Source organism: Mesorhizobium sp. P5_C1 (genome assembly GCF_054049815.1).
The window spans coordinates 1-23971 of sequence record NZ_JBFULQ010000029.1; the positions used below are offsets into that span (position 1 = coordinate 1).

Below are 23971 nucleotides of genomic sequence, written 5' to 3' on the forward strand. Positions count from 1 at the left end.
CATCTGGTGCTTTGATTGCCGGCGGCAGCTTCGTCGGTTCGTTGTTTGCCGGAGAAACACATGCCGCGGCGCTTTCCACACTTGGCTTTCCCGAGTTGAAGCGCGTCTACGACAAGACCCACGCCGCCGCCGAGGGCTATGAGACCACGATCGTGGCACGCTGGGGCGACCCGCTCGTCGCGGGTCTGCCGGATTTCGACGGCAACAAGGTCGCTGCCGACGAGCAAGAGAAGCGCTTTGGTTACAACTGTGACTACATCGCCTTCCTGCCGCTGCCAAAAGGCACGGTCAATTCCGACCACGGCCTGCTCTGCGTCAACAACGAATACATCTCGCCCAATGTCATGTTTCCCGGCACGACCGAGGATGACGCCGGCAAGACGATGAGCAAGGAACAGGTCGATCTCGGCATGGCCGCCATGGGGCACTCGATCGTCGAAGTGCTGTTGAAGGATGGCAAGTGGTCGTTGGTCGAGGACAGCCCGCTCAACCGCCGCATCACCGCCAACACCGAAATGACCGTTTCCGGTCCGGTTGCCGGCCATGCCTTGATGCAGACCTCGGCCGATGCTACCGGCAAGAAGGTGCTCGGCACCAGTTACAATTGCAGCGGCGGCTTCACTCCGTGGGGAACCGTGCTGACCTGCGAGGAAGGTGTTTCCGACCTGTTCGGCGGCGATCCGAAGAAGGCGCCGAGCGCGGAAATCCTCGATCGTTATGGCTTCGACGGTTCCGACATCTATGGCCGTGGCCGCTTCCACGACCGCTTCAATCTCGACAACGAACCGAACGAGGCCAACCGTTTCGACTGGGTGGTCGAGATCGATCCCTATGATCCCCAGTCCAAGCCGGTGAAGCGCACGGCACTTGGCCGCATGTCGCATGAGGCGTCCACCGTCGTCCTCAACAAGGACGGCCGCGTCGTCGTCTACATGGGCGACGACGATTATTTCGAATACATGTACCGCTTCGTCTCGAACAAGGCTTACGATCCGGCCAAACCGGCCTCCGGCAACGACCTGCTGGACGATGGCGTGCTTTCGGTCGCGCGCTACGACGCCGACGGCTCCATGACCTGGCTGCCGCTGGTTCACGGCCAAGGCAAGCTTACGGCTGAAAACGGCTTTGCCGATCAGGCCGAAGTGCTGCTGAAAACACGGCTGGCGGCGGACGCGCTGGGTGCCACGCCGATGGACCGCCCCGAGGACATTGAGACCAATCCTGTGACCGGCCGCGTCTATGCGGTGATGACCAAGAACAAGAAGCGCGACCAGTCGAAGGTCAATCCGGCCAACACGCGTCCGGAAAACCTCTGGGGCCACATCGTCGAACTGATCCCGCCAGGCGGCCGCGGCGTGGACGCCGACCATACCGCCGACAAATATGCCTGGGATCTGTTCGTGCTGTGCGGCAACCCGAAGGACGCCGCGGTCGGCGCCACCTTCCATCCGGAAACATCGGACAATGGCTGGTTCGTCTGCCCCGACAACATCACCTTCGATCCGGCCGGCCGGCTCTGGGTGGCGACCGACGGTGCCAATGATTTCGACCTGCCGGACGGCGTCTACGGCGTCGACACCGAAGGCCCGGCGCGTGGCCTGCCGAAGCTGCTGTTCACTTGCCCGCATGGCGCCGAAGCGACCGGCCCTTGCTTTACCCCCGACGGCACGACCTTGTTCCTGTCGGTCCAGCACCCGGCCGAGGACGCCGAGACGCTCGACAAAGTGCAGACACTGTGGCCCGACTTCAAGGACGGCCAGTTGCCCCGCCCGTCCGTGGTCGCCATCCGCCGCAAGGACGGGCAGCCGGTCGGCGCCTAATCAGTCTGGTCACACAAAAAGGCGGAACGCGCGTTGCGCGTTCCGCCTTGCGGCCCGGGAGGACACTGAAATTGGCACCGCCCCGGTTACGGGGCGATGTCTTGCCGGCTCAGATCGTCTTGGCCGACATCTGCGCGGCGATGTAATCGGCCTGGCGGATCGCCAGCGACACGATCGTCAAGGTCGGGTTTTCGGCGGCACCCGTCGTGAACTGGCTGCCGTCCGACACGAACAGGTTCTTGATGTCGTGCGTCTGGCCATGCTTGTTGACGACGCCGTCTGCCGCCTTCTCGCTCATCCGGTTGGTGCCGAGATTGTGGGTCGACGGATAGGGCGGCGTCGGGAAGGTGCGCGTGGCGCCGACCGCGGCATAAAGCGCCGAGGCCTGCTTGTAGGCATGGTTGCGCATCGCGGTATCGTTCGGGTGATCGTCGAAATGCACGTCGGCGATCGGCATGCCGTGCTCGTCCTTCATGTCGGCATGCAGCGTGATGCGGTTCTCCGCGCGTGGCATGTCCTCGCCGACGATCCACAGCCCGGCCATGTGGTCGTAGTGGTCGAGCGCCGTGGTGAACGAGCGGCCCCAGGCCCCTGGATCGAGGAAGGCCGCCATGAACGGCAGGCCGAGCGACAGCGTCTCGAACTCGTAGCCGCCGACGAAGCCGCGTGACGGATCATGGCGCGCCTCGTCGCGGATGATGCCGGCCATGGTGGTGCCGCGATACATGTGCACCGGTTTGTCGAAGATGGCATAGACCGAGCCCGTGGTGTGGCGCATGTAGTTCTTGCCCACCTGCCCCGATGAGTTGGCAAGGCCGTCGGGGAATTTGCCCGACGACGAATTGAGCAGCAGCCGCGGGCTTTCGATTGAGTTGCCGGCGACTGCGACGATACGGGCTTTCTGCTCTTGCAGCTTGCCATCCTTGTCGGCGTAGACCACGCCGGTCACCTTGCCCGAGGCGTCATGGTTGATCTTGATCGCCATGGCGTTCGGCCTGACCTCGAGATGGCCTGTTGCCTCGCCCTTGGGGATCTCGGTGTAGAGCGTCGACCATTTGGCGCCCCATTTGCAGCCCTGGAAGCAAAATCCGGTTTGCTGGCAGGACAAGCGGTCGTCGCGCTCGACCGAGTTGATGGCCATGTTGCCGGTGTGGCATTCCTTATAGCCAAGCTTGTCGGCGCCAGCCTTCAACACCTTGAAATTGTTGTTGCCCGGCAATCTCGGCCAGTCATTGGTCCCGGTGACGCCCATCTTGGCTTCGGCCTTGGCATAGTAGGGCTCCATCTCGGCCAACGTGATCGGCCAGTCGAGCAGGGTGGCACCTTCCACTTTGCCATACGTCGACAGCGTCTTGAACTCATGCTCCTGGAAACGCAGCGACGCTCCGGCCCAGTGGGTCGTCGAACCCCCGACCGACTTGACGATCCAGGCCGGCAGGTTCGGAAAATCCTTGGCCACACGCCAGTCACCGGAGGTGGTGCGCTTGTCCTTCCAGGCGAGCTGGGTGAACGAATCCCACTCGTCGTTGACAAACTCCTCATATTCGTGGCGCGCGCCGGCCTCCAGGATGACGACGTCGACACCCTTCTGGGCAAGTTCGTTCCCGAGCGTACCGCCGCCGGCGCCCGAGCCGATGATGACGACCACGCCGTCGTTGTTCAGGTCAAATGCTGTTGCCATGGTTTCCTCCCATGATTTCTGTTTGCGGGTTCAAAACGACGGGGCTCAGAGCCACTCGATGTCGTTGAAACCGCGCGCGATGTAGCCGCCCTTGGAAAAGGACTCGCCCTCGTAGCCGAAGATCGGCCAGACCTCTTTCTGGTTGTAGAGGCTGACGACGAGGCCGCCACGGATGGCCTGGAAGAACGGCGTCGCCTCGATCTGCTTCAGCACCGCGACGCGCTGCTCCTCCCAGCCAAGGCCCCGGTAGCCTCCGTCCCCAGACTTCTTGTCAAGGTCGGCGATACCGTCTTCGATCATCGTCTTGTAGGCGGCGTCCTTGCCGGCCTGCTCGTCATGGCCTTTCACCGCGATGGCGTAATATTTGTCGGGAACCTGATCATGCGGATAGATGTCGCGCGCCATCTGGATCAGCGTCGCCATGGTTTCGGGCTTGAGCGCGGATGTCTCGAGCCCCCAGGCATGTTCGGGGCTGATGACCGCGCTGCCGGAAATGACGAGCAGCGCACCAATGCCACCGCGTTTGAGAAGCTCACGACGTGAAAGTCCAGGCTTCCCGTCATAGATCGTGACCATAATATTCCTCCCTGCTTGCTATTTGCGCCCCTTGAAGCGCGCCACAATCGACGTGCTTCAAGACCTTGTTTGTGCATCTCGTTGTCCCAAAACCGCTGCGCACTTTTGGGCGAAATGCTTGAGCGCGCCGTTGCTGGCGCCGCACGCGCCGGTGCGGCCGCATTGTCTCCTATTGGAAGCGGCCTCCTCGTTGCAGAACCTCGATCTTGTAGCCGTCCGGATCCTCGATGAAAAAGAAGCGGGCGATCGGCGAACCGTCATGGTTGAACTCGACGATCTTCTTCGGGTTGAGGCCGAGCGCGCCGAGGCGATCATGTTCGCTGTCGAGGTCGGCGATCGAGACCGCGAGGTGGCCGTAACCATCGCCGAGCACGTAGGGCTCGACCCTACCCTTGTTCACGGTCAGTTCGAGCTCGAACCCGGTTTCGGCGTTGCTGAGGTAAATGAGCGTGAACGTCTCGAAGTCCAGCCTGTCGGCAACATCGAGCCCGAAGGCATTCCTGTAGAAATCGACGGATCGGGCCTCGTCGAGAACCCGGATCATGGAATGAATTGCTTTGGCCAAATCAGTCTCCGCCCTTGTGTGGAGCCAATTATGGGCAGAGCGGGGAAAAGGTGGTGGCAGCCGGTTACCACGCCCAAAACCGTGAACTGGCGACGCGCTTTAGGGGACAGGGACGAAAGTCCGATTGCCGTTCCGGCAATTTTGCCAGAGAATGCGCACGGGGACAGGTCGAGCAGTATCAGACCGTACGCCTGCCCGCCCAAGACCAACAAGCATGGGAGGTTTGTCGGATGTGCAGGGTATTTGCGGGCCAGGACCCCGAAGGCTATCGCCAGATCAATCGGTCGATTCGCATTGACGGCCACTCCACCAGCATCCAGCTTGAGGCGACCTTCTGGGCGTTGCTCGATGAAATCGCCGAAAACCAAGGCCTGACGACGCCGAAATTCATCTCCAAGCTTTACGACGAAGCCATCGAGATCAACGGCGCCATTCCAAACTTTGCCTCCATGCTGCGCACCACCTGCGCGCTCTATTTGCGCGGCCATCGGCCAGGCATGGATGAACAGGCGATGCCGAAGCGGCAAGCTGCCTAGCTGTCGACCGCGACAGCAAGAGCCAGCCGGCTCATATCGCTGAACAGCTCCTGGCGCTCGGAGTAGTCGGTCAGTTCATCGGTCTCGATGTTGTCGACCACCGTGCACATCGACAGTGCCCGAGCCCCGAAATGGGCCGCGATGCGATAAAGCGCGCTGGTTTCCATATCCACGGCCAGAGCACCGGCTGCCTGCGCATCGGCAAAGCGGCCGCGTCCTTCAGGATGATAGAAGATGTCGCTGCAAACCGTCAGGCCGGCACAATGGTCGATGCCAAGTTCGGCTGCCTTGGTCAGCGCGCAGCTGAGAAGTGCTGGATCCGGACCGGCGACAGCCTTGTAGAGGCCGAAAACCTGGCCGCTTTGAGCGCTTTCCGCCTGTGCCGATTGCGAGATGACCAGGCTGCGCAGCTTGGCCTTGGCCGTCAGGCTGCCGCAGGTGCCCGTGCGGATCAACGTCCGAGCGCCATAATAGTCAAGTAATTCATGCACATAGATCAGAAACGACGAGACGCCGATGCCGGTCGCTTGAATGCTGATGGGTCTGCCGCGAAACAGTCCGGTAAAGCCAAGGGCGCCGCGTCGGCGATTGATGCAGCGCGGCGCTTCCAGAAAAGTTTGCGCCATCCATTCGGCGCGCTGCGGGTCACCCGGCAACAACACCGTGTCGGCGTAGGCACCCTTGTCTGCTTCGTTGTGTGGCGTCAACCGCTGCTCCCCCAAGCCCGCCTGCCGTTTCAGCCCTCAATCATGGCGTTGTCACGGCGTCTTGCAAGGAAAAGAACATCAGGAGATTCTAATTCTCCAGCACATCCTTGACGATCGTCGCCAGTTGCTTGAGCGAAAACGGCTTTGGCAGGAAGCCGAAATGCGCGTCCGCCGGCAGGTTTCTGGCGAATGCATCCTCGGCATAGCCGGACACGAAGACGAATTTGATGTCCGGCTGGCGCTTGCGCAGTTCACCGAGCAACGTCGGCCCATCCATTTCAGGCATCACCACGTCCGAAACGACGATGTCGACCTTGCCGCCCAGCGCCTCGAACACTTCCAGCGCCTCGACGCCCGAGGAGGCCTCGTGCACGGTATAGCCGCGTGACACCAGCGCCCGCATCCCGCCCATGCGCACGGCGTCCTCGTCCTCGACGAGCAGCACCGTGGCCGAGCCGGACAGATCCTTGGCCGCATCGGCAACCTTCACCGGTGCCGCCGGCAGATCGTCGGGCTGGCCTGCTTTTTTCGCTTCCGCTATATGACGCGGCAGGAAAATGCGGAAAGTCGAGCCCTTGCCGACCTCGGAATCGCAGAAGATGAAGCCGCCGGTCTGCTTGATGATGCCGTAGACCATCGACAGGCCAAGCCCGGTGCCCTTGCCGACCTCCTTGGTGGTGAAGAAGGGCTCGAAAATCTTCTTCAGCACGTCGGGCGCGATGCCGCTGCCGGTATCCTCGACCTCGACCACGACATAGTCGGCCGGGGTGAGTTCACGGTAGGAGAAGGCCTTGCATTCCTCGGCGGTCACATTGCGCGTGCGCACGGTGAGATCGCCGCCGGCCGGCATGGCGTCGCGCGCGTTGACCGCAAGGTTGACCACCACCTGTTCGAACTGCCCGATATCCACCTTGACCGGCCACAGGTCGCGGCCATGGTCGACCTTCAGCTTGATGTCGTTGCCGACAAGGCGGGCCAGCAGCATCCTGAGATCGGCCAGCACGTCGGTCAGGTTGAGCACTTCCGGCCGCAGCGTCTGCTTGCGCGAGAAGGCAAGCAATTGCCGCACCAGCGAGGCCGCCCGGTTGGCATTCTGCTTGATGTTCATGATGTCGGGGAAGGACGGGTCCGACGGACGGTGGTTGGTCAACAAAAGGTCGGACGCCATGATGATGGCGGTCAGCACATTGTTGAAGTCGTGCGCGATACCGCCGGCAAGCTGGCCGACCGCCTGCATCTTCTGGCTTTGCGCCATCTGCCCTTCAAGCGCCTTCTGCTCCGTCGTCTCGACGGCGTAGACGATCGCAGACTCCTCAGCCCCCTCGCCGCCGGTGCCGTCGGCGACCGCGTTGACGTAGAAACGGATGTGCCGGTCGTCGTTGCCGGGCAGCAAGGTATCGATCGGCTCGATGTCGGCCTGCCGCTGCTGCGCCTTTTCGAAAGCCGCGGCGAAGGCCGGCCGGTCGCGCTCATGGATCACCGTGTCGAGCCGCACGCGGCGATCGACCGCGTCCCGGTCGACGACGGACGAAAACAGCGACAGGAACGGCGCATTGGTGCGCAGGATGCGCCCGCTGTGGTCGACGCCGGCGATCGCCATCGGTGTCGAGTTGAAGAAGCGGGTGAAGCGCACTTCCGAAGCACGCAGGTCGGCCGAGGCGTCCTCGCCCTGCGTGCGGTTCAGCACGATCGTGCGCGTCGGCCCGTTGAGGCCTTCGCGGCTGGCCGAAACGCGGTGCATGAAGCGCACCGGCAGCGCCTCGCCCGTCATCGTCGTCAGGTCGAGATCGATGACCGCGTTGCGTGTCGTTCCGGGGTCGGCCTTGACCGAGCGGACCAGCGCCATGCCGTCTCCGGCCACGATCTCCGGCAGGGTGACGGAGCCGGGCGTGAAACTGGTAAGGTCGATGCCCAGCCATTCGGCAAGCGTGGCGTTGATGTAGGTGACACGGCCGTCCTGGTCGGCTGAAAAGAAGCCGGCTGGCGCATGGTCGAGGTGATCGATCGCCTTCTGCAGGTCGAGGAAGAAACGCTCCTGCTCGGCCCGCTCTTGCGAGATGTCGGCAAGCTGCCAGGCCAGCATCGGCAGCCGCTGGCCCGGAACTCTGAAGGCGCGGGCACGCGCCCGATACCAGCGGGCGCCGGGCTCGGCGCCCGGCCGAATGGACTGCGCGAGACGAAACTCGCCGTCGCCCGACTGTCCGTCGCGCAGGCCGGACGCCAGCCGATAGATCGTCACCGAGGCTTCGGGGACATCCGAGAGCAACCCCTCGACCGTCTTCAGGTCGGCCGCCGACGTCGCTCCGGTCATGTCGGCATAGGCCCGATTGGCGTAGACGACGCGGCCCTTGGTGTCGGTGACGAGAAGGCCCTGCGACATAGAATCAACGAATGCCTTCGAGAGTTCGTCACCGGTCGAGCGTGGCGTGATCTGCACGAAGCCGATCGCCGTGGCGAACAGGAAGCCGACGCCGATCATCGCCAGCACACCGAGCATACCGAGCAGGAAAGGGTCGCCGAGGCGCTCGCGGAAAAGGCCGAAGACAATAGCGGCCCCGGTCAGAACGACGATGAAAATGATGAGCCGGGTAACCGCGCCCGGTCGCGTATTCTGGTCGACGATCGGTACCGGATAGAAATCGCCGCGCGCTTCCTTGGCCATGTGCCCCCTGCTCGTGAATCCGGTGTTCCGACACCCGCCCTTGACCGGTTGAATCATATTCTCCTGGTCCGGAAAAGGCCTGGGCGGCAAATGTCGGATAAAAATGATATCTTCCGGCCTTCGGAGTTTTCAAGCTGTTCATCAAGAGCGGAAACGCATTGCGGTAGCCCGCCGCAACGGTCTAGTGTCGCATCACCTCCTCAGGGCAATCAGGGAAAACCAATGCAATGGCTGGATAGCGTGGCGGGCCCCGGTTATGCCGCAGCACTGTTGTGGACTTTTGCAGCGCTTGTCCTGCTGGTCATCGTTCTCGTTATCATCAAGCTTGTGCGCAACCTGACGTTCGGAACCTTCGTTGCCGGCGGCAGGAACCGCAAGACGCGGCTGGCCGTCATGGACGCCACCGCCGTCGACAGCCATCGCCGGCTGGTGCTGATACGCCGCGATGATATCGAACATCTGCTGCTGATCGGCGGTCCGACCGACGTTGTCGTCGAACGTGACATCCGGCTTTCGGCGCCACGCCGTCCGGCGCTGACCGGAGATGGCGGCTTGCAGCCGGTGCCGGCCGCCGCGGCCCCAGCGGCGAAACCGCGTGCACCTCAATCCGCTCCTCTGCCGCCGGCCAGGCAAGCACCTGCTCCGCAGCCGGTGAATGCGGCGGCGCCCGCACGCCCGCGCCAGGCAGCGCCAGCACCGGTGCCTGCACCAGCACCGCTACCGAAGCCACAGCCGACCAATGTCACACCGCTGCCCGCCTATGGATCCGCGAACGCCAATGCCGTCAGGCAGGCGCCACCGCCGCCAACGCAGGACAGCATCGACGATAAGCTGATGAAGGAACTCGAAGTGTCGCTCGACCAGCCGCGTTCGAGCAGCCCGGTGAGCAAACCGGCGGCGAAGGCGCCGCAGTCGCTCGACGACGAAATGACGAAGCTTCTGGGCGAACTCTCCAGCCAGAAGAGATGATCAGAATCTGACCTGCGCAGCCGGCCGGGGAATTGGGCCGGGCGGGCGCGCCAACAAAAATGGCCGGAAAACCGGCCATTCTTATATCAACATCGCCGCAAACCGTCATGAGCACAGCCCATGGGCTATGCGTCAGTCGTCGCGATAGACCTTTTCGCGGCGCTCATGCCGCTCCTGCGCTTCGATCGACAACGTTGCGATCGGACGCGCATCAAGCCGCTTCAACGCGATCGGCTCGCCGGTCTCCTCGCAATAGCCGTAGGTGCCTTCGTCGATGCGCTGCAGGGCCGAATCGATCTTTGCGATGAGCTTTCGCTGGCGGTCGCGGGCCCTGAGCTCGATAGCGCGGTCGGTTTCCGAAGAGGCGCGGTCGGCGAGATCGGGGTGGTTGGCGTTTTCCTGTTGCAGGATTTCGAGAGTTTCGCGCGCTTCGCGCAATATGTCATTCTTCCAGGTGACGAGCTTTTGGCGGAAGTAGGATTTCTGCCGTTCATTCATGAACGGCTCGTCTTCGGAGGGTATGTAATCGGCGGTAACGATGTCGTTCATTCGACTCACCCAAACTGCCCCAATTTTGGCGCCTATATATTCGCGGTCCGACGCCTGCACAAGCGCAATCGGCCGCTGTCTCACGCAATTGTTAATGTTCGGTGGCGGGCGCCTTTGCAGCAGCGAATGGTCGTTTCGATACCAAACTACGCTTCGACACTTTGGATCCCGTGCAACATGCTTTTCGAAGACCGGCATGATCTTCGCGCCGAAGCACAAGCGCCCTTTGCGGCACCGCACATCGATGATTCGCTGTGTTTGAAGAACACGGGCCATTGTGCGCAGCGGCTTTCTCGTGGCTAATCCAGGAAGTTCGGCATTCGGCGTCAGCGGAGGTTGGGTGGGCACGCTTTATCTGTTGCGACATGCCAAGGCCGGCTGGGCACTGCCCGGCATGCGCGATTTCGACCGCCCGCTCGACGCATCCGGCCGCGCCGATGCCGAAATGATGGGCGCCGCCATGCGGTCCCGCTGCTATGTTCCGGACCTGACCATCTGCTCCAACGCCAAACGCGCCAAGGAGACGCTGGAAGGCCTGGCCGGTCAGACCGACACCGGACGGGTCCTGTTCTTCGACACGCTCTACAGCGAAGACGCCGCCGGTTACCTCCGCCTCATCCGCGACAATGGCGGATCGGGTTCGTTGCTGGTCATCGGCCACAATCCGATGACGGAGGATCTCGCCATGGCGGTTTCGGGCAGCGGCGACGAGACGGCGCGGGCCACGCTCAACCACGGTTTCCCGACCACGGGCCTGGCGGTCGTCCGCTTCGACGGCGACCTGGCAAAAGCCGCCCAGGGCGCCGGCCATCTCGAAGCGTTCCTGACGCCGGCCGATCTCTGACGCCATTTCAAAGCCGGGTTCCACAGCCTATATCGGGCGGACCGAAGCCCGAGAGATCATATTTTGGCATCATCGCTGACCACTTTCACCGACGAGGCGAGGATTGCCCTCGACACGCTGTCGGGCCGCGCCACCGGGCTTTTCTCTCCATCGCTGCGATTGGGTGTCACGGGCCTCTCTCGAGCCGGCAAGACGGTGTTCATATCGGCCTTTGTCCACAATCTGATGCATGGCGGGCGCCTGCCGCTGTTCGAGGCCCAGAAATCCGGGCGCATCGCCCGTGCCTTCCTCGAACAGCAGCCTGACGACGCCGTGCCGCGCTTCCAGTACGAGGATCACATCGCCGCACTGGTCAACGATCGCGCCTGGCCCGATTCGACGCGCGCCATTTCCGAATTGCGGCTGACCATCGAATATGAATCAGCCTCCGGCTGGAACCGCATGTTTGCCTCCGGCAAACTGTCGGTCGATATCGTCGACTATCCCGGCGAATGGCTGCTCGACCTGCCGCTGCTTGGCAAATCCTTCGCCGATTTTTCCGGCGAAGCCTTCGAAATGGCCGTTTTGCCGGTGCGCGAGGACCTGTCGCAGGCCTGGCGGGCGTTGTCGGCGGAGATCGACCCGAACGCCGATGCCGACGAGATGACGGCGCGCCGCCTGGCCGAAAGCTTCGCCGCCTATCTGAAGGCGTGCAAGCTCGACGAGCGGGCGCTTTCGACCTTGCCGCCCGGCCGCTTCCTGATGCCTGGCGATCTCGAAGGCTCGCCCGCACTGACCTTCGCGCCCCTGCCTAGGCTGGGCGACAGGCGCGCACGCCCAGGGTCGCTGCACGCCATGATGGACAGGCGTTACGAGGCCTACAAGACGCATGTCGTCAAACCGTTCTTCCGCGAACACATCACGCGCCTCGATCGTCAGATCGTGCTGATCGATGCCATGCAGGCCCTGAACGCTGGCCCCGGCGCCATGGCCGACCTCGAGCGCGCGGTGACCGAGATCCTCAGTTGTTTCCGTCCCGGCCGAGGCAGCTTCCTCACCGACCTGTTTTCACGGCGCATCGACCGCATCCTGGTTGCCGCGACCAAGGCCGACCATCTGCACCACGAAAGCCATGACCGCTTGCAGGCGATCGTGCGGCGGCTTGCCGACCGTGCCGTGGCCCGCGCGAATTTCACCGGCGCCGATGTCGATGTCGTCGCCATGGCGGCGGTGCGCGCGACGCGCGAAGGCACTGTCAAGCAGGGCCGGGAGACACTTCCCGTCATCATCGGCACGCCGATCGCCGGGGAGAAGATCAACGGCGAAACTTTTGACGGCAAAACGGAAACTGCCATATTTCCCGGTGATTTACCGGAGAACATTGATGCGGTGTTCGATGCTTCGGGGCCCGATCACAAGCAGGATACCGGGGATCCGGCAATCCGCTTCGTCCGTTTCCGTCCCCCAAAGCTCGAGCGCACCGCCGAAGGTGTCACGCTGTCGCTGCCGCATATCCGGCTCGACCGTGCCTTGCAGTTCCTGATTGGAGATCATCTGGCATGACCGCGCCCCGCAAGCCGGCCGCATTCCGTATCGAGCCGGAAGCCGAATCGAAACAAGAGGCGCCTGAGGCACGCCGTGCCCAGGTCCAGGTTGACTCCGAGCGGAAGCCCCGTGCGATGAAGACCGATGTCGCGATGGTCATCCCGGCGGAAGTCGATGTCTTCGACGAGCCTGACATCGTTGCCGCCGAACCGCCGCCGGCGATCGCCCCCAGAAAGCGGTCGCTGCTCGGCAGCATCTTCTTCGGCGCCTTTGGTGTGCTGGTTTCGCTGGCTGTCGGCCTGTGGACCGATCAGCTCATACGTGACCTCTTTGCGCGTGCCGAATGGCTGGGCTGGCTGGCCGCCGGCATGGCGGCCATTGCCGTGCTGGCGCTTCTGGTCATCCTGATCCGCGAGTTCCTGGCCATCGCCCGCCTCGCCGAGGTCGAAAAGCTGCAGAAGCGAGCGCTCGATGCGATTGCACGCGACGATCCCAAGGCGGCACGATCGGTGGTCGACGAGCTGTCGGCCTTCGTCGCGGCCAAGCCCGAGACCGCGGCCGGCCGCCGCGCGCTGGCCGAACTGCGCGGCGAAATCATCGATGGCGGCAATCTGGTGCGGTTGGCCGAAGCCGAAATTCTCGGCCCCCTCGATGCCAGGGCCAAGGTGATGATTCTCGAGGCGGCCAAACGCGTCTCGCTGGTGACGGCGGTCAGCCCGCGCGCGCTGGTCGATGTCGCCTATGTCGTGTTCGAGGCCGGACGCCTCATTCGCCGCCTGTCGGAGCTTTATGGTGGGCGGCCGGGAACGCTCGGCTTCTTCCGCCTCGCGCGCAGCGTGCTGGCGCATCTGGCGGTCACCGGTTCGATCGCCGTCGGCGACAGTTTCGTCCAGCAGATCGTCGGCCACGGCCTGGCGGCGCGCCTTTCGGCCAAGCTCGGCGAGGGCGTCGTCAATGGCATGATGACGGCGCGCATCGGCATCGCGGCGATGGAGACCACGCGTCCCCTACCCTTCAGCGCCGCGAAGCGTCCGGGACTGGGCGATTTCCTCTCGGCGCTGACATCGTTTGCAACCAGGAAAGATGCCGAAACAACCCCATCCGGCAAGTGAACCGGGCTGCAGCTTTTGGACCTTCGGAATTGTTACCGGACTGCTTTCCAGTGGTCCCGTAGTGACGAAGCATTAACCAATCTTGTTCATGGTCAGACGGGTTCCAAACAGCCTCTTTGTTGCCGGGTGTCGTCGATGAAAAGTGTAATTCTGTCCAGCGTCTTGCCCCTGGCAACCGCGATAACAGCACTCGTCGGCATCGCCGGGGCGGCTTCCGCCGCGGAGCCGGACAAGCAGTTCTTCCAGTCGGCCGAAGGCAAATGGATCGGACCCGGCGAAATCGTCGCCGGCAAGTACAAAGGCACCAAATTCAACTGCAGCTTCACCGGCTCGACGCCGGACGGCAAGGTCGGCATGACACTCGACGGCGGTTGCCGGGTCGGCATGTTCACCCAGCAAATGACGGCCACGATCGAGCGCAAGGGCCGCGAGGGCTACAAGGGCAGCTTCATGGGCGGCGCTACCGGTTCCGGCCTCGACATCATCGGCGGCAATGTCGTCGATGCCCGCAAGGTGGTCTTCACCATCAACCGCAACCAGCTGCGCGGCGTGATGCAGGCCCGCATCCCTGACGACAATTCGATGACGGTGACCATTGCGGTGCGTGTCGACGACCAGTTGGTGCCGGTGATCGGCATGAGCCTGAAGCGTGTCGATGCCATCGAAGTCGGCTCCATCGCGCCAAACTGAACAATCATAGATCTCTGAAAGCAAAAAGGCGGCGACCTAACGGTCGCCGCCTCGTTCAAACCGCTTCGATCCTGCGATTAGCCCTTGATCGCGGCCGTCACCTCGTCATACGCCTTGCAGGCGTCGGCCAATGTCGTGGTGCCCTGATATTTGGTTGTCACGGCCTGCACCTTGGCCGTCAGGTCAGCCGCCTTGGATGGGTCCTTGGTGATCGCTTCCTGTAGCGCGGCAGCCATGTCCTGCGCTTTCTTGGTTGCGATCTCGGCCGTGCACTCGGGCGCCTTCGAGCACGCCGAACCGGCCAGCACCGCCAGGCCGACGGCAACAAACAAAAACTTCTTCATGTCAGTCATCTCCTCAAAAGGGCTCGACTTGATCGTCGCTCACCCTCCAATGGCCGAAGCCGAGCGTCCTTAGCCTTCGATTGTGGCAAGATGCAACGCGTTCCCAACGTCAACTTGTGTAACGCGCCCGCAACATCGCCGGTGATCCGGATTCGGGCTGTTCGATCCCCACCGAAGCCCCTATCTTCGCCCCTTGTCAAAGAGACTTCGAAATCGGAATCGATCCTCAAACGAGCGGAATGGCGGCATGGCGGTAGAGGCATCGAGCAACGATCTGGTTCAGGTGGTGGCGCTGCTTGCAGCCGGCGTTGTCGCCGTTCCCATCTTCAAGCGCATGGGTCTCGGCTCGATTCTCGGCTATCTGGCCGCTGGTGTGGTGATTGGCCCGTTTGGCCTGCGCGTCTTTTCCGAATCGGAAGCCATTCTTCACGTCGCTGAGCTCGGCGTGGTGATGTTCCTGTTCATCATCGGACTGGAAATGCAGCCCTCGCGGCTGTGGGGCCTGCGCCGCGAGATCTTCGGCCTCGGTGCACTGCAGGTCGGCGTCTGCGCGGTCTTGCTGACCGCTGTTGGCGTGGCGGGAGGGTTTCCGATCTCGCAATCTTTCGTCGCCGGCGCCGGCTTCGTGCTGACCTCGACGGCGATCGTCATGCAGCTTCTGGAGGAACGCGGCGAAATCGCCGAGCCGAAAGGCCAGCGCATCGTCTCGGTGCTGCTGCTCGAGGACCTCGCCATCGTGCCGCTGCTGGCCCTGATCGCATTCCTGGCGCCCGGCGGCGCCGACACCAGCCTGGCGGAGCGCTTCACCGAGATAGGCATCGGCCTTGCCGCGATTGTCGGACTGGTGCTGGCTGGACGCTATCTGCTCAATCCGTTCTTCCGCATCCTGGCGGATGCCCGTGCCCGCGAGGTGATGACGGCTGCCGCCCTTCTGGTCGTCCTCGGATCGGCGCTCGCCATGCGGCTCAGCGGCCTGTCGATGGCGATGGGTGCATTCCTGGCCGGCGTGCTGCTGTCGGAATCGACCTTCCGGCATCAGCTCGAAGCCGACATCGAACCCTTTCGCGGCATCCTGCTCGGCCTGTTCTTCCTTGCCGTCGGCATGTCGCTCGACCTGCATGTGGTGGTCGCGAACTGGCGGCTGGTTGCCATCTATGTCGTCGCCTACATGGTGATGAAGGCGCTCGGCATCTACATCGTCGCGCGGGTCCTGAAAACCCGCCATCGCGAAGCGTTGGAGCGTGCGGTCTTCATGGCGCAAGGCGGCGAATTCGCCTTCGTCCTTTATTCGGCCGCCGCCGCGGTCGGCATCATCGACAACCGGGCCAACGCGACGCTAACGGCGATCGTCATCATCTCGATGGTGCTGACGCCGCTGGCGATCATCGCCTTGCGGTATCTCACACCGCGCGACGAGCAGTCGCTCGACGGGGTCGAGATTGCCGATGGCCTGACCGGCAGCGTGCTGATCATCGGCTTCGGCCGCTTCGGCCAGATCGCCAGTCAGCCGCTGCTCCTGCGCGGCATCGACGTCTCGATCATCGACAACGATGTCGAAATGATCCAGGCGGCGGCCGATTTCGGCTTCAAGGTCTATTATGGCGATGGCACGCGGCTGGACATCCTGCATGCGGCCGGGGCTGGCCGCGCGCGCGCCGTGCTGATCTGCGTCGACAAGCCGGATGTGGCCGTTCGCATCGCCCAGCTGATCAAGGCCGAATTTCCACTGCTCACTGTGCTCGCCCGGGCTTTCGACCGCGGCACGGCGCTGCAGCTCATTCGTGCCGGCGTCGACTTCCAGCTGCGCGAAACCTTCGAATCGGCGTTGGTTTTCGGCGGCTCGGCGCTGGAATCGCTCGGCGTCGATCCAGAAGACGTGGCAGAGGTGATCGAGGATGTGCGGCGCCGTGATACCGCCCGTTTCGAAACCCAACTCGCCGAAGGTGTTCGTGCCGGACAACGCTTCCTGAGGGGCAATATCGGCACGCCCATTCCCACGCCCCTCACCCAGCCGCGCCGTACCGGCCAGGCACTCAATGAAGAGACGGCCGGTGTTTTGCACAAATCAGAACCCGCGGATTGAACAAGGAATTATGCATGGAATTGGACAGCAGGGCCCTGTCGGTCACCAAATTCTGGCGCGACGCAGGCGAGGATGCATGGTTCGAGAAGAACGAGGCTTTCGATGCCGACTTCCGCAACCGCTTTCTCGATCTCCACTATGCCGCCGCGCGGCGTGAATGCGACGACTGGTCGGCACACGCCGAAGGCTCGCTGGCGTTGATGATCCTGCTCGACCAGTTTCCGCGGAACTGCTTTCGCGGCACCGGCCATATGTGCGCGACCGATCCGTTGGCGAAGTATTTTGCTCAAAAGGCCGTCGCGGCCGGCCATGATCTGGCACTGGAACCTGAAGTCCGCGTGTTCCTGTATTTGCCGTTCGAGCATTCGGAAAACCTTGCCGACCAGGAGGTGTCGGTCGAGCTGCACAAGGCCAAAGCCGAGTTCAACCTGAAATATGCGCTCGAGCACCGCGACATCATCTGGAATTTTGGCCGTTTTCCGCACCGAAACAGGATGCTTGGCCGCGAGACCACACCCCAGGAGCAGGCGTTCCTGGATGGCGGCGGCTTCTCCGGTTAGAAGCTCCTGCTGTCGCCCCGCCCGGGCATCAGACCAGCCACCAATCCCGGCCGGACGGCAATCGCTCGATACCGGAAGTGTCGACCGCGACCAGCCGGTCCGCGACGCTGCGGCCACCGACAACCAGGCCCGGCGCGATCTCCGCCAGCGGCGCCAGCACGAAGGCGCGTTCCAGCATGCGCGGATGCGGCACTTCCAGTCCGGTCTCGTGAATGACGCAGTCGCCGAACACCAGAATGTCGATGTCGATCAGCCGCGGTCCCCAGCGCTCCTCGCGCACCCGCTTCAGTCTGCGCTCGGCATCCAGACAGAGGTCGAGCAAGGCTCGCGGCACCAGTCCGGTGGAAATTTCGGCAGCCGCATTGAGAAAATCCGGCTGATCGAGCTTACCCCAGGGCGGTGTGCGATAGAGCGAGGATACGCCGGTGACGCGCGTATCTGCGTCGGCATCCAGCATGCGCAGCGCCGCGCCCATCGATTTCGCCGGGTCGCCAAGATTGCCGCCAAGGCTGAGATAGACCGTGCTATTCGGGCCAGACAACGGTCACCTCGACGTAATCGATCACACCGGGGACCGGAGCGTTTGGCTTGCGCACCGTGATCTCGGCTTTTTTGATCTGCGGAAAACGCGCCGTCAGTGCACGGGCGACCTCGAGTGCCAGGGATTCGATCAGAAAGCGGCGCTGTCCCGTGATGATCTTTTCGATCTCCGTGAAAGCGATACCGTAGTTGACCGTATCCTCGATGGAATCATCAACAAGCGCCCGGCCGGGATCGACGGTGAGAGCGGCATCGACATAGAAGCGCTGGCCGAGCCTTTCCTCCTCGTCCAGCACGCCGTGCCGGGCAAAGAACGCGCAATTCTTCATGCGGATGACATACATCGCTCAGTTTCTCGCCTGGTCGCTTTGACGCGCCAGCATAGCATCTGCGAGCGCCAGCGCGTCCACGTTGAATGCGACATCATGGACGCGAAACAGATCGGCGCCCTTGAGCCGCAGGATGACGCTGGTCGCCGCCGTTCCGACACCCCTGCCGGCCGCGTCGCGGCCGGTGACGGTGCCGATGAAGCGCTTGCGCGAGGTACCGGCCATCAGCGGCAAGCCAAGTGCACTGAGCTCGGAGAAGCGCGCCATCAGATCGAGATTTTCCTCCGCCGTCTCCTTGGCGAAGCCGAATCCGGGATCGAGCACGATATGGTCGTCGGCGATGCCATGCTGGCGGGCGATTTCCAGCGATTTTCGCAGGAACGCCAACTGATCGGCAATCACGTCGGGCAGCTTCTCGCGGCCCCGCCCGGTATGCATGATGACAAGCCCGGCGCCGGTGTCGGCGGCGACACGGGCAATGTCGGGCTCGCGCTGCAACCCCCAGACATCGTTGACGATGTGTGCGCCGGCGGCCACCGCGAGCCGGGCGGTGTCGGCGCGGTAGGTATCGACCGAAATCAGCACCCCGCCGGCGCTCGCCAGCGCTTCGATCACCGGCAGGATGCGGGCCTGTTCGTCGCTCGCCGATATCGCGGCGGCGCCCGGGCGGGTCGATTCCCCGCCGACATCGACGACCAGTGCTCCTTCCCCCATCATGCGCCGTGCCTGGGCCAACGCCTTTTCGGGAGCGTCGAACAGTCCGCCGTCGGAAAAACTGTCGGGGGTGACGTTGAGTATGCCGACGACCACGGCTTTGCCGCCAAGGTCGAGATGGCGTCCATGCGCCAACTGCCATCGCCTAGCCGTCATTTGCTCAGCAACCATGGGCTCATCAATCAAGAGGCTCATCAACGATGTGTGATCCGCTGCGGATCAATTCCGTTGCGCTGGCAACGGCCGTAAAGCAAGGTGGTCGAAGAGGCAACTTGATGAACCGATCCATGCTTGGCGTGAAACCATCCCTGCTCTGTGCGCTGCTGCTTGCCGCCACTGCCGTCCCGGCTGGTGCGGCCAATCTCGTCAAGACGTACAGCTATTTCGCCATTGGCGGCAGCACCCTCGACGACATCGAGGCACAACTCTCCAAACGCGGGCCGGAGGTCAAAAGCACGGGCACGCGGCACCCGGGCGCCACCCAGATGGCCTTCACCACCCGCATCAGCTATGCCAAGACTTCGAACTCCTGCCGGATCGCCGACGCGGTTGTGACCGTCAAGGTGAAGGTGATCCTTCCCGAATGGCGCCGCCCGCGCAAGGCCGATGCCGATGTTAGGCTGTTCTGGGACACGCTGGCCGCCGACATCAGACGCCATGAAGAGCGCCATGTCGAAATTGCCAAGAACCATGGCCGGGAACTCGAAGAGGACCTGAAAGCCACCTACCCGCAAAGGAATTGCGACGCTGCCAAGGCCAAGGCCGCCGAAATCACCGCGGCAGTTCTGGCCAGGCATGACCGTGCGCAGCTGCAGTTCGACCGTGTCGAAAGCGTCAATTTCGAAAGCCGCATCCTGAGGCTGCTGCGCTATCGCATCGAACGCATCGAGAGGGGTCAGCTGCCACCGGCTTGACTCGGAAACCAGCGGCGCCGGCGAAAGCCAAATCCACCGAAGCGTAGTGCCAGCCTCGAAAAACTTTCGGGCGCCTGTCGAAATCGGCCTATTACGGAACGACATATAGCAGGGCTCGCCAGGCGCGGGCTTCAAAACGCCAATGCGATCAAAACGGTCAAAGGGACCGGAACGGCCGGACAGTGCCGGTCAATCGCAAGCTTACGGATGAACGATCATGGATCAGGCTGTCGACAAGCCAACGATGGTGGAAGCCGGCGTGCCACTGAGCGAAGCCGAAAAGAACGCCATCATCGCCGGTGTGCTCCTGTCAATGCTGCTGGCGGCACTCGATCAGACCATCGTGGCGCCTGCCATGCCGACCATCGGGCATGCGCTCGGCCATGCGCAATACCTGCCGTGGATCGTCACCGGTTACCTCTTGACCGCGACCGCCATGGCACCGCTCTACGGCAAGATTTCCGACGTCTATGGCCGCCGGCCCACCGTTTATGCGGCGATCCTGATCTTTCTGCTGGGTTCGCTGGTCAGCGCCATGGCGCCCAACATGTTCGTGCTGGTTGTCGGGCGGGCCATCCAGGGCGCCGGTGGTGGCGGCCTCTTCACCTTGACGCAGACTGTCATCGGCGACCTCGTTCCGCCACGCGAACGGGCGCGCTACGCTGCCTGGATCTCCGGCACCTGGGCTGTCGCCAGCATCGCCGGGCCACTGCTCGGCGGCACTTTCGCCGAACATCTGCACTGGTCGCTGATTTTCTGGATCAACATTCCGCTCGGCCTGCTGGCCATGGCGATCATCAACAACCCGCTCAAGAAGCTGCCTATTGCCGCAAAGCAGCATCGCATCGACGCCCTCGGCGCGCTGCTGCTTGTCGTGGCCACGGCATTGCTGTTGTTGGCGCTGAACTGGGGCGGCAGCGAATATCCATGGCTGTCGCGCGAAATTCTTGGGCTGCTCGCCGTCTCGGTGGTTTTCTGGGTGGCATTTGCCTTGCGGCTGCTGCGCGCGGCCGAACCACTCATCTCGCTTGAAGTGCTGAGCAACCCGATCGTTCTCGCCGGCACATCGTCGATGTTCCTCTTGCAGGCCGCCAACATAGGTCTGGCGGTCTATCTGCCTGTCTATCTGCAGTCGATTGTCGGCCTCTCGGTCAGCGAGTCGGGTCTGGCGATGCTGGGCCTTCTCCTCGGCACTGTGGCCGGCGCCACGTTCAGCGGACGCACAATACCGCGCTTCGTCCACTACAAGCGGATCGCGATGGTCGGCGTGTTCTTCTCGATCCTATGTCTCGGACTGCTTGCCCTGGTTGCCGGGCACGCCTCGCTGCTGGTCGTCGAGGTCCTTACGATCTGCATCGGCCTGGGCAGCGGAACCACCTTCCCGGTCGCCACCGTATCGGTTCAGAATGCTGTCGATCGCGCGCACCTTGGCGTCGCTACCGGCGTTCTGACCTTCCTGCGCTCGCTGGGCAGCGCGCTCGGCGTCGCCATGCTCGGCGCTGTCGCACTTGGCTACGGCCTGCCGCTTGCCGGTGAGGGCACGCTTGCCGTCGGACAGGTTATTTCAGTGGTGCCCTTCGTGATGATCTTCCTTGTAGCCGCGGTAACGCTGCTGCTGGCGCTGATCACACTCGGCCTGATGCCGGAAAAGCCACTTCGCGGCCAGGCCGACCATGCGCCGGTGATGGCGGAATAGAAGCGGTCGGCGAAGCCGAGCCGATCCAGCGGCTCAGTCGACGACGCCGAGCTTCTTCTGCAGGCTGGTCGATGAGGTCGTGTACTGGAACACGATGCGTTCGCCGGGGCTGATGATGCGCTTGGCCGCCTGCGCCATCAGCGCCACCTCGTGGAAGCCCGACAGGATCAGCTTCAGCTTGCCGGGATACCAGTTGATGTCGCCGACCGCGAAGATGCCGGGCACCGATGTCTGGAACTTCTCGGTATCGACCGGAATGAGGTTCTCGTGAAGATTGAGCCCCCATTCCGCGATCGRCCCGAGCTTCATGGTCAGGCCGAAGAACGGCAACATGCGCGTGCAAGGCACTTCGACATCGCCGTCCGGTCCCTTGATGACAGCCGATGATAGCTGGCCGTCGGCGCCGGTCAGTCCGGTCACTTGCCCGACCTGGAAATCCAGCTGCTTCATCTCCTGCATGGCATACATCTTGTTGACGCTGTCGGGTGCGGCGCGGAATTCGGGCCGCCGGTGCACCAGCGTCACGCTCTTGGCCACCGGTTGCAGGTTGAGCGTCCAGTCGAGCGCCGAATCGCCGCCCCCGACAATGACAAGGTCGTGGCCGCGAAAATCTTCCATCCTGCGTACCGAGTAGAAGACGCTCTTGCCTTCATAGGGTTCGATGCCCGGGATCGGCGGCCGCTTGGGCTGGAAGGAACCGCCGCCGGCGGCAATCACCACGACCTTGGCTTCGAACACCTCATTCTCGTCGGTGGTGACGCGAAAGCTGCCGTCCTCCAGCTTTTCCAGGCTGGAAACCATGCGGTTGTAGGTGAAGTCAGGCTTGAACGGCGCGATCTGCTCGAGCAGTTTGTCGACCAGTCCCTGCGCCGAGATCGAAGGCCAGCCTGGAATGTCGTAGATCGGCTTTTCCGGATAGAGTTCCGCGCATTGGCCGCCCGGCCGGTCGAGGATGTCGATCAGGTGGCACTTCATGTCGAACAGACCGAGTTCGAACACGGCAAACAGGCCGACCGGCCCTGCCCCGACAATAAGGACGTCTGTCTTGGTGATGTCGGTCATGCTGTGTGCCTCGCTGCGGAACCCGAGTGACACTGCATGAGCAATCCGCCGCTGCCAAGCAGCAGCCGGCAAAAATCAGTGTCTCAGCCCTGGCGGGCCGGCACCCGCACGACCAGACCGTCTAGCGCGTCGCGCACCTTGATCTGGCACGACAGCCGCGAGTTCGGCTGAACGTCGTAGGCGAAGTCCAGCATGTCCTCTTCCATCGCTTCCGGCTCGCCGACTTGAGCCGTCCATGCCTCGTCGACATAGACATGGCAGGTCGCGCAAGCGCAGGCGCCCCCGCATTCCGCCTCGATCCCCGGCACCGCGTTGCGGATCGCGTTCTCCATGACCGTCGAGCCGTTCTCGGCGTCCATGTCGAATTGTGTGCCGTCATGGGCGATGAAAGTCAGCTTTGTCATTTGTCACCTGAAGGGAGTCTCAGCCGAGATAATCACTCCGGCTGACAAGTCAACTGCGCGCGAAAGCGCCGCTCGGTGACGTTTTTCCGCAAACCGGGTTCAGCGACTGATGGCGGCGATGAAATCGCGCACTTCGTCGATCAGCGCGCCAAGCCGCCCGAGCGTCTGGTTGTCTTCCGGCCGGTGCTCGATCTCGGTGGCGCAATCGGCGATGGCAAAGGCACCGACACCGCGTGCCGAACCCTTCAGCCCATGCGCAAGCAGAAGCCGGTCCTTGATGTCGGCATCGACTATTTTCTCGCGCACCGACAGGGCCTGTTGTACAAACAGCGCCAGCACCTCTTGCTCGAGGCTGCGGTCGCCCATGGTCTGGCGGGCAAGGTGTGCCAAATCGACCGGCCGTGACCGCCTAGGTCCGGATACGTCGCCCCCGGGCATTGAGAAGGCAATGCCGCTTTCGCCACGCATGAACTCGAACTCCGTTTCTTCGATCGCCCGGAAAACTAGGCGATTCCAGTGGACAACGGGTTAATGAGTGGCGGGGAATAATGTTGCGAAAGCGGCGCCGAAATCACGCTTCCGTTAACCTTATATTTAAAGTTTTACGTATCTCGCGGAATGCATGTTTTCTTTACCCCCCTGTGTCATTACGATACGAGGGGTCCATTTTCAGCCTCCTGCGCGGGGTACGATAAAAACACAATTATAAGCCCGCAGCAGCTAGTACAGGGTAGAAGGCATGGCAAAGAAAACAACGACGACGAGAACTCTCGACAACGATGTGGCCAGGGAACTGGAAAAGGCGCTTGATCTAGACCTCAGCAGCGATGCCGGCGACGGCGACCTCGACATCGCGGCTTCGATGGAAGATCTGGAAGCGCAGATATCCCAGGCCGCCGACGAACTGGCGCGCGAGGGACGCAACGACAAGCCGGCGCCAGCAGTCAATCAGAGCCAGGCCGCGCGTAGTGAGGCCACGAAACCCGCGCCCCAGCCCAAGCCCGCCGAGTTGCGCCCCGTCGAAACACGCAATGGTGCCCAGCCCGCCGGTTTCGCGCCAGCCAATGACGATCGCCAGAAGGACTACAAG

The 23971-nt window shown here is 62.8% G+C and carries 25 protein-coding genes; 12 read left to right on the forward strand and 13 right to left on the reverse strand.

Annotation, left to right across the window (positions count from 1 at the left end; genetic code table 11):
* The coding region (locus ACXJ7R_RS04415; protein WP_457150757.1) for a PhoX family protein at positions 1–1820 on the forward strand (1820 nt) is incomplete at its 5' end.
* Between the two features lie 109 nt (positions 1821–1929).
* Here the strand turns inward: ACXJ7R_RS04415 and ACXJ7R_RS04420 are convergent.
* The 3 genes from ACXJ7R_RS04420 to ACXJ7R_RS04430 all read right to left on the reverse strand — a co-directional run bounded on the left by ACXJ7R_RS04420 (position 1930) and on the right by ACXJ7R_RS04430 (position 4642).
* The gene (locus ACXJ7R_RS04420; RefSeq protein WP_457150758.1) at positions 1930–3501 is read right to left on the reverse strand and encodes a GMC family oxidoreductase; all 1572 of its coding nucleotides are present in this window, start codon (positions 3499–3501) and stop codon (positions 1930–1932) included.
* 45 nt (positions 3502–3546) lie between these two features.
* Entirely contained in the window at positions 3547–4077 is a 531-nt protein-coding gene (locus ACXJ7R_RS04425) for a Twin-arginine translocation pathway signal (protein ID WP_095085076.1), read from the reverse strand.
* 169 nt (positions 4078–4246) lie between these two features.
* On the reverse strand, positions 4247–4642 hold the full coding sequence (locus ACXJ7R_RS04430; RefSeq protein WP_095085077.1) for a VOC family protein: 396 nt from the start codon (positions 4640–4642) through the stop codon (positions 4247–4249).
* Between the two features lie 230 nt (positions 4643–4872).
* Here ACXJ7R_RS04430 and ACXJ7R_RS04435 point away from each other — a divergent pair, with 230 nt between their 5' ends.
* Positions 4873–5178, forward strand: coding sequence for a ribbon-helix-helix domain-containing protein (locus ACXJ7R_RS04435; protein WP_457150773.1), 306 nt, complete (start codon positions 4873–4875; stop codon positions 5176–5178).
* On the opposite strand, the gene ACXJ7R_RS04440 is transcribed toward ACXJ7R_RS04435, so the two are convergent.
* On the reverse strand, positions 5175–5885 hold the full coding sequence (locus tag ACXJ7R_RS04440) for a purine-nucleoside phosphorylase (RefSeq protein ID WP_457150759.1): 711 nt from the start codon (positions 5883–5885) through the stop codon (positions 5175–5177). The two genes, ACXJ7R_RS04435 and ACXJ7R_RS04440, sit on opposite strands and share 4 nt — an antisense overlap.
* An 88-nt stretch (positions 5886–5973) precedes the next feature.
* Positions 5974–8547, reverse strand: coding sequence for a cell cycle histidine kinase CckA (gene cckA / locus ACXJ7R_RS04445; RefSeq protein WP_457150760.1), 2574 nt, complete (start codon positions 8545–8547; stop codon positions 5974–5976).
* Between the two features lie 222 nt (positions 8548–8769).
* On the opposite strand from cckA, the gene ACXJ7R_RS04450 reads away from it, so the two are divergent.
* Positions 8770–9516, forward strand: coding sequence for a hypothetical protein (locus tag ACXJ7R_RS04450; protein WP_457150761.1), 747 nt, complete (start codon positions 8770–8772; stop codon positions 9514–9516).
* Positions 9517–9648: 132 nt separating this feature from the next.
* Here ACXJ7R_RS04450 and dksA read toward each other — a convergent pair whose 3' ends face one another.
* Complete coding sequence (dksA, locus tag ACXJ7R_RS04455) at positions 9649–10065, reverse strand: RNA polymerase-binding protein DksA (protein WP_095085082.1); 417 nt, start codon at positions 10063–10065, stop codon at positions 9649–9651.
* Between the two features lie 340 nt (positions 10066–10405).
* Between dksA and ACXJ7R_RS04460 the strand changes: the two genes are divergently transcribed.
* The 4 genes from ACXJ7R_RS04460 to ACXJ7R_RS04475 all read left to right on the forward strand — a co-directional run bounded on the left by ACXJ7R_RS04460 (position 10406) and on the right by ACXJ7R_RS04475 (position 14235).
* Complete coding sequence (locus ACXJ7R_RS04460) at positions 10406–10909, forward strand: SixA phosphatase family protein (protein WP_095085083.1); 504 nt, start codon at positions 10406–10408, stop codon at positions 10907–10909.
* Between the two features lie 63 nt (positions 10910–10972).
* A complete protein-coding gene (locus tag ACXJ7R_RS04465; protein WP_457150762.1) occupies positions 10973–12451 on the forward strand; it encodes a YcjX family protein in 1479 nt (492 codons plus the stop codon).
* A complete protein-coding gene (locus ACXJ7R_RS04470; protein WP_457150763.1) occupies positions 12448–13545 on the forward strand; it encodes a YcjF family protein in 1098 nt (365 codons plus the stop codon). Before ACXJ7R_RS04465 ends, ACXJ7R_RS04470 begins: the two co-directional genes overlap by 4 nt.
* Positions 13546–13680: 135 nt before the next feature.
* Entirely contained in the window at positions 13681–14235 is a 555-nt protein-coding gene (locus ACXJ7R_RS04475; RefSeq protein WP_457150764.1) for a hypothetical protein, read from the forward strand.
* Positions 14236–14312: 77 nt separating this feature from the next.
* On the opposite strand, the gene ACXJ7R_RS04480 is transcribed toward ACXJ7R_RS04475, so the two are convergent.
* A complete protein-coding gene (locus ACXJ7R_RS04480; RefSeq protein ID WP_095085087.1) occupies positions 14313–14579 on the reverse strand; it encodes a hypothetical protein in 267 nt (88 codons plus the stop codon).
* Positions 14580–14826: 247 nt separating this feature from the next.
* Between ACXJ7R_RS04480 and ACXJ7R_RS04485 the strand changes: the two genes are divergently transcribed.
* Together ACXJ7R_RS04485 and ACXJ7R_RS04490 are read left to right on the forward strand one after the other, a co-directional pair.
* On the forward strand, positions 14827–16662 hold the full coding sequence (locus ACXJ7R_RS04485) for a monovalent cation:proton antiporter-2 (CPA2) family protein (RefSeq protein WP_457150765.1): 1836 nt from the start codon (positions 14827–14829) through the stop codon (positions 16660–16662).
* Positions 16663–16676: 14 nt separating this feature from the next.
* A complete protein-coding gene (locus ACXJ7R_RS04490; protein WP_457150766.1) occupies positions 16677–17222 on the forward strand; it encodes a DUF924 family protein in 546 nt (181 codons plus the stop codon).
* A 28-nt stretch (positions 17223–17250) separates the two neighbouring features.
* On the opposite strand, the gene folK is transcribed toward ACXJ7R_RS04490, so the two are convergent.
* The 3 genes from folK to folP are packed head-to-tail and all read right to left on the reverse strand — an operon-like array spanning position 17251 to position 18961.
* Positions 17251–17763, reverse strand: coding sequence for a 2-amino-4-hydroxy-6-hydroxymethyldihydropteridine diphosphokinase (gene folK / locus ACXJ7R_RS04495; RefSeq protein ID WP_457150767.1), 513 nt, complete (start codon positions 17761–17763; stop codon positions 17251–17253).
* Positions 17747–18106, reverse strand: coding sequence for a dihydroneopterin aldolase (gene folB, locus ACXJ7R_RS04500; RefSeq protein WP_095085091.1), 360 nt, complete (start codon positions 18104–18106; stop codon positions 17747–17749). Before folB ends, folK begins: the two co-directional genes overlap by 17 nt.
* Before the next feature lie 3 nt (positions 18107–18109).
* Complete coding sequence (gene folP / locus ACXJ7R_RS04505) at positions 18110–18961, reverse strand: dihydropteroate synthase (RefSeq protein WP_457150774.1); 852 nt, start codon at positions 18959–18961, stop codon at positions 18110–18112.
* Between the two features lie 119 nt (positions 18962–19080).
* Between folP and ACXJ7R_RS04510 the strand changes: the two genes are divergently transcribed.
* Complete coding sequence (locus ACXJ7R_RS04510) at positions 19081–19719, forward strand: DUF922 domain-containing Zn-dependent protease (protein ID WP_457150768.1); 639 nt, start codon at positions 19081–19083, stop codon at positions 19717–19719.
* 217 nt (positions 19720–19936) lie between these two features.
* Entirely contained in the window at positions 19937–21415 is a 1479-nt protein-coding gene (locus ACXJ7R_RS04515) for an MDR family MFS transporter (protein ID WP_457150769.1), read from the forward strand.
* Between the two features lie 33 nt (positions 21416–21448).
* Here ACXJ7R_RS04515 and ACXJ7R_RS04520 read toward each other — a convergent pair whose 3' ends face one another.
* From ACXJ7R_RS04520 to ACXJ7R_RS04530, 3 genes are all read right to left on the reverse strand, one after another.
* Entirely contained in the window at positions 21449–22477 is a 1029-nt protein-coding gene (locus ACXJ7R_RS04520; protein WP_457150770.1) for an NAD(P)/FAD-dependent oxidoreductase, read from the reverse strand.
* Between the two features lie 83 nt (positions 22478–22560).
* Positions 22561–22881 (reverse strand): 2Fe-2S iron-sulfur cluster-binding protein, encoded by a 321-nt coding sequence (locus tag ACXJ7R_RS04525; protein WP_095085095.1) that lies wholly within the window; start codon positions 22879–22881, stop codon positions 22561–22563.
* Positions 22882–22980: 99 nt separating this feature from the next.
* On the reverse strand, positions 22981–23349 hold the full coding sequence (locus ACXJ7R_RS04530; RefSeq protein ID WP_457150771.1) for an Hpt domain-containing protein: 369 nt from the start codon (positions 23347–23349) through the stop codon (positions 22981–22983).
* Positions 23350–23620: 271 nt separating this feature from the next.
* On the opposite strand from ACXJ7R_RS04530, the gene ACXJ7R_RS04535 reads away from it, so the two are divergent.
* The coding region (locus tag ACXJ7R_RS04535) for a hypothetical protein (protein WP_457150772.1) at positions 23621–23971 on the forward strand (351 nt) is incomplete at its 3' end.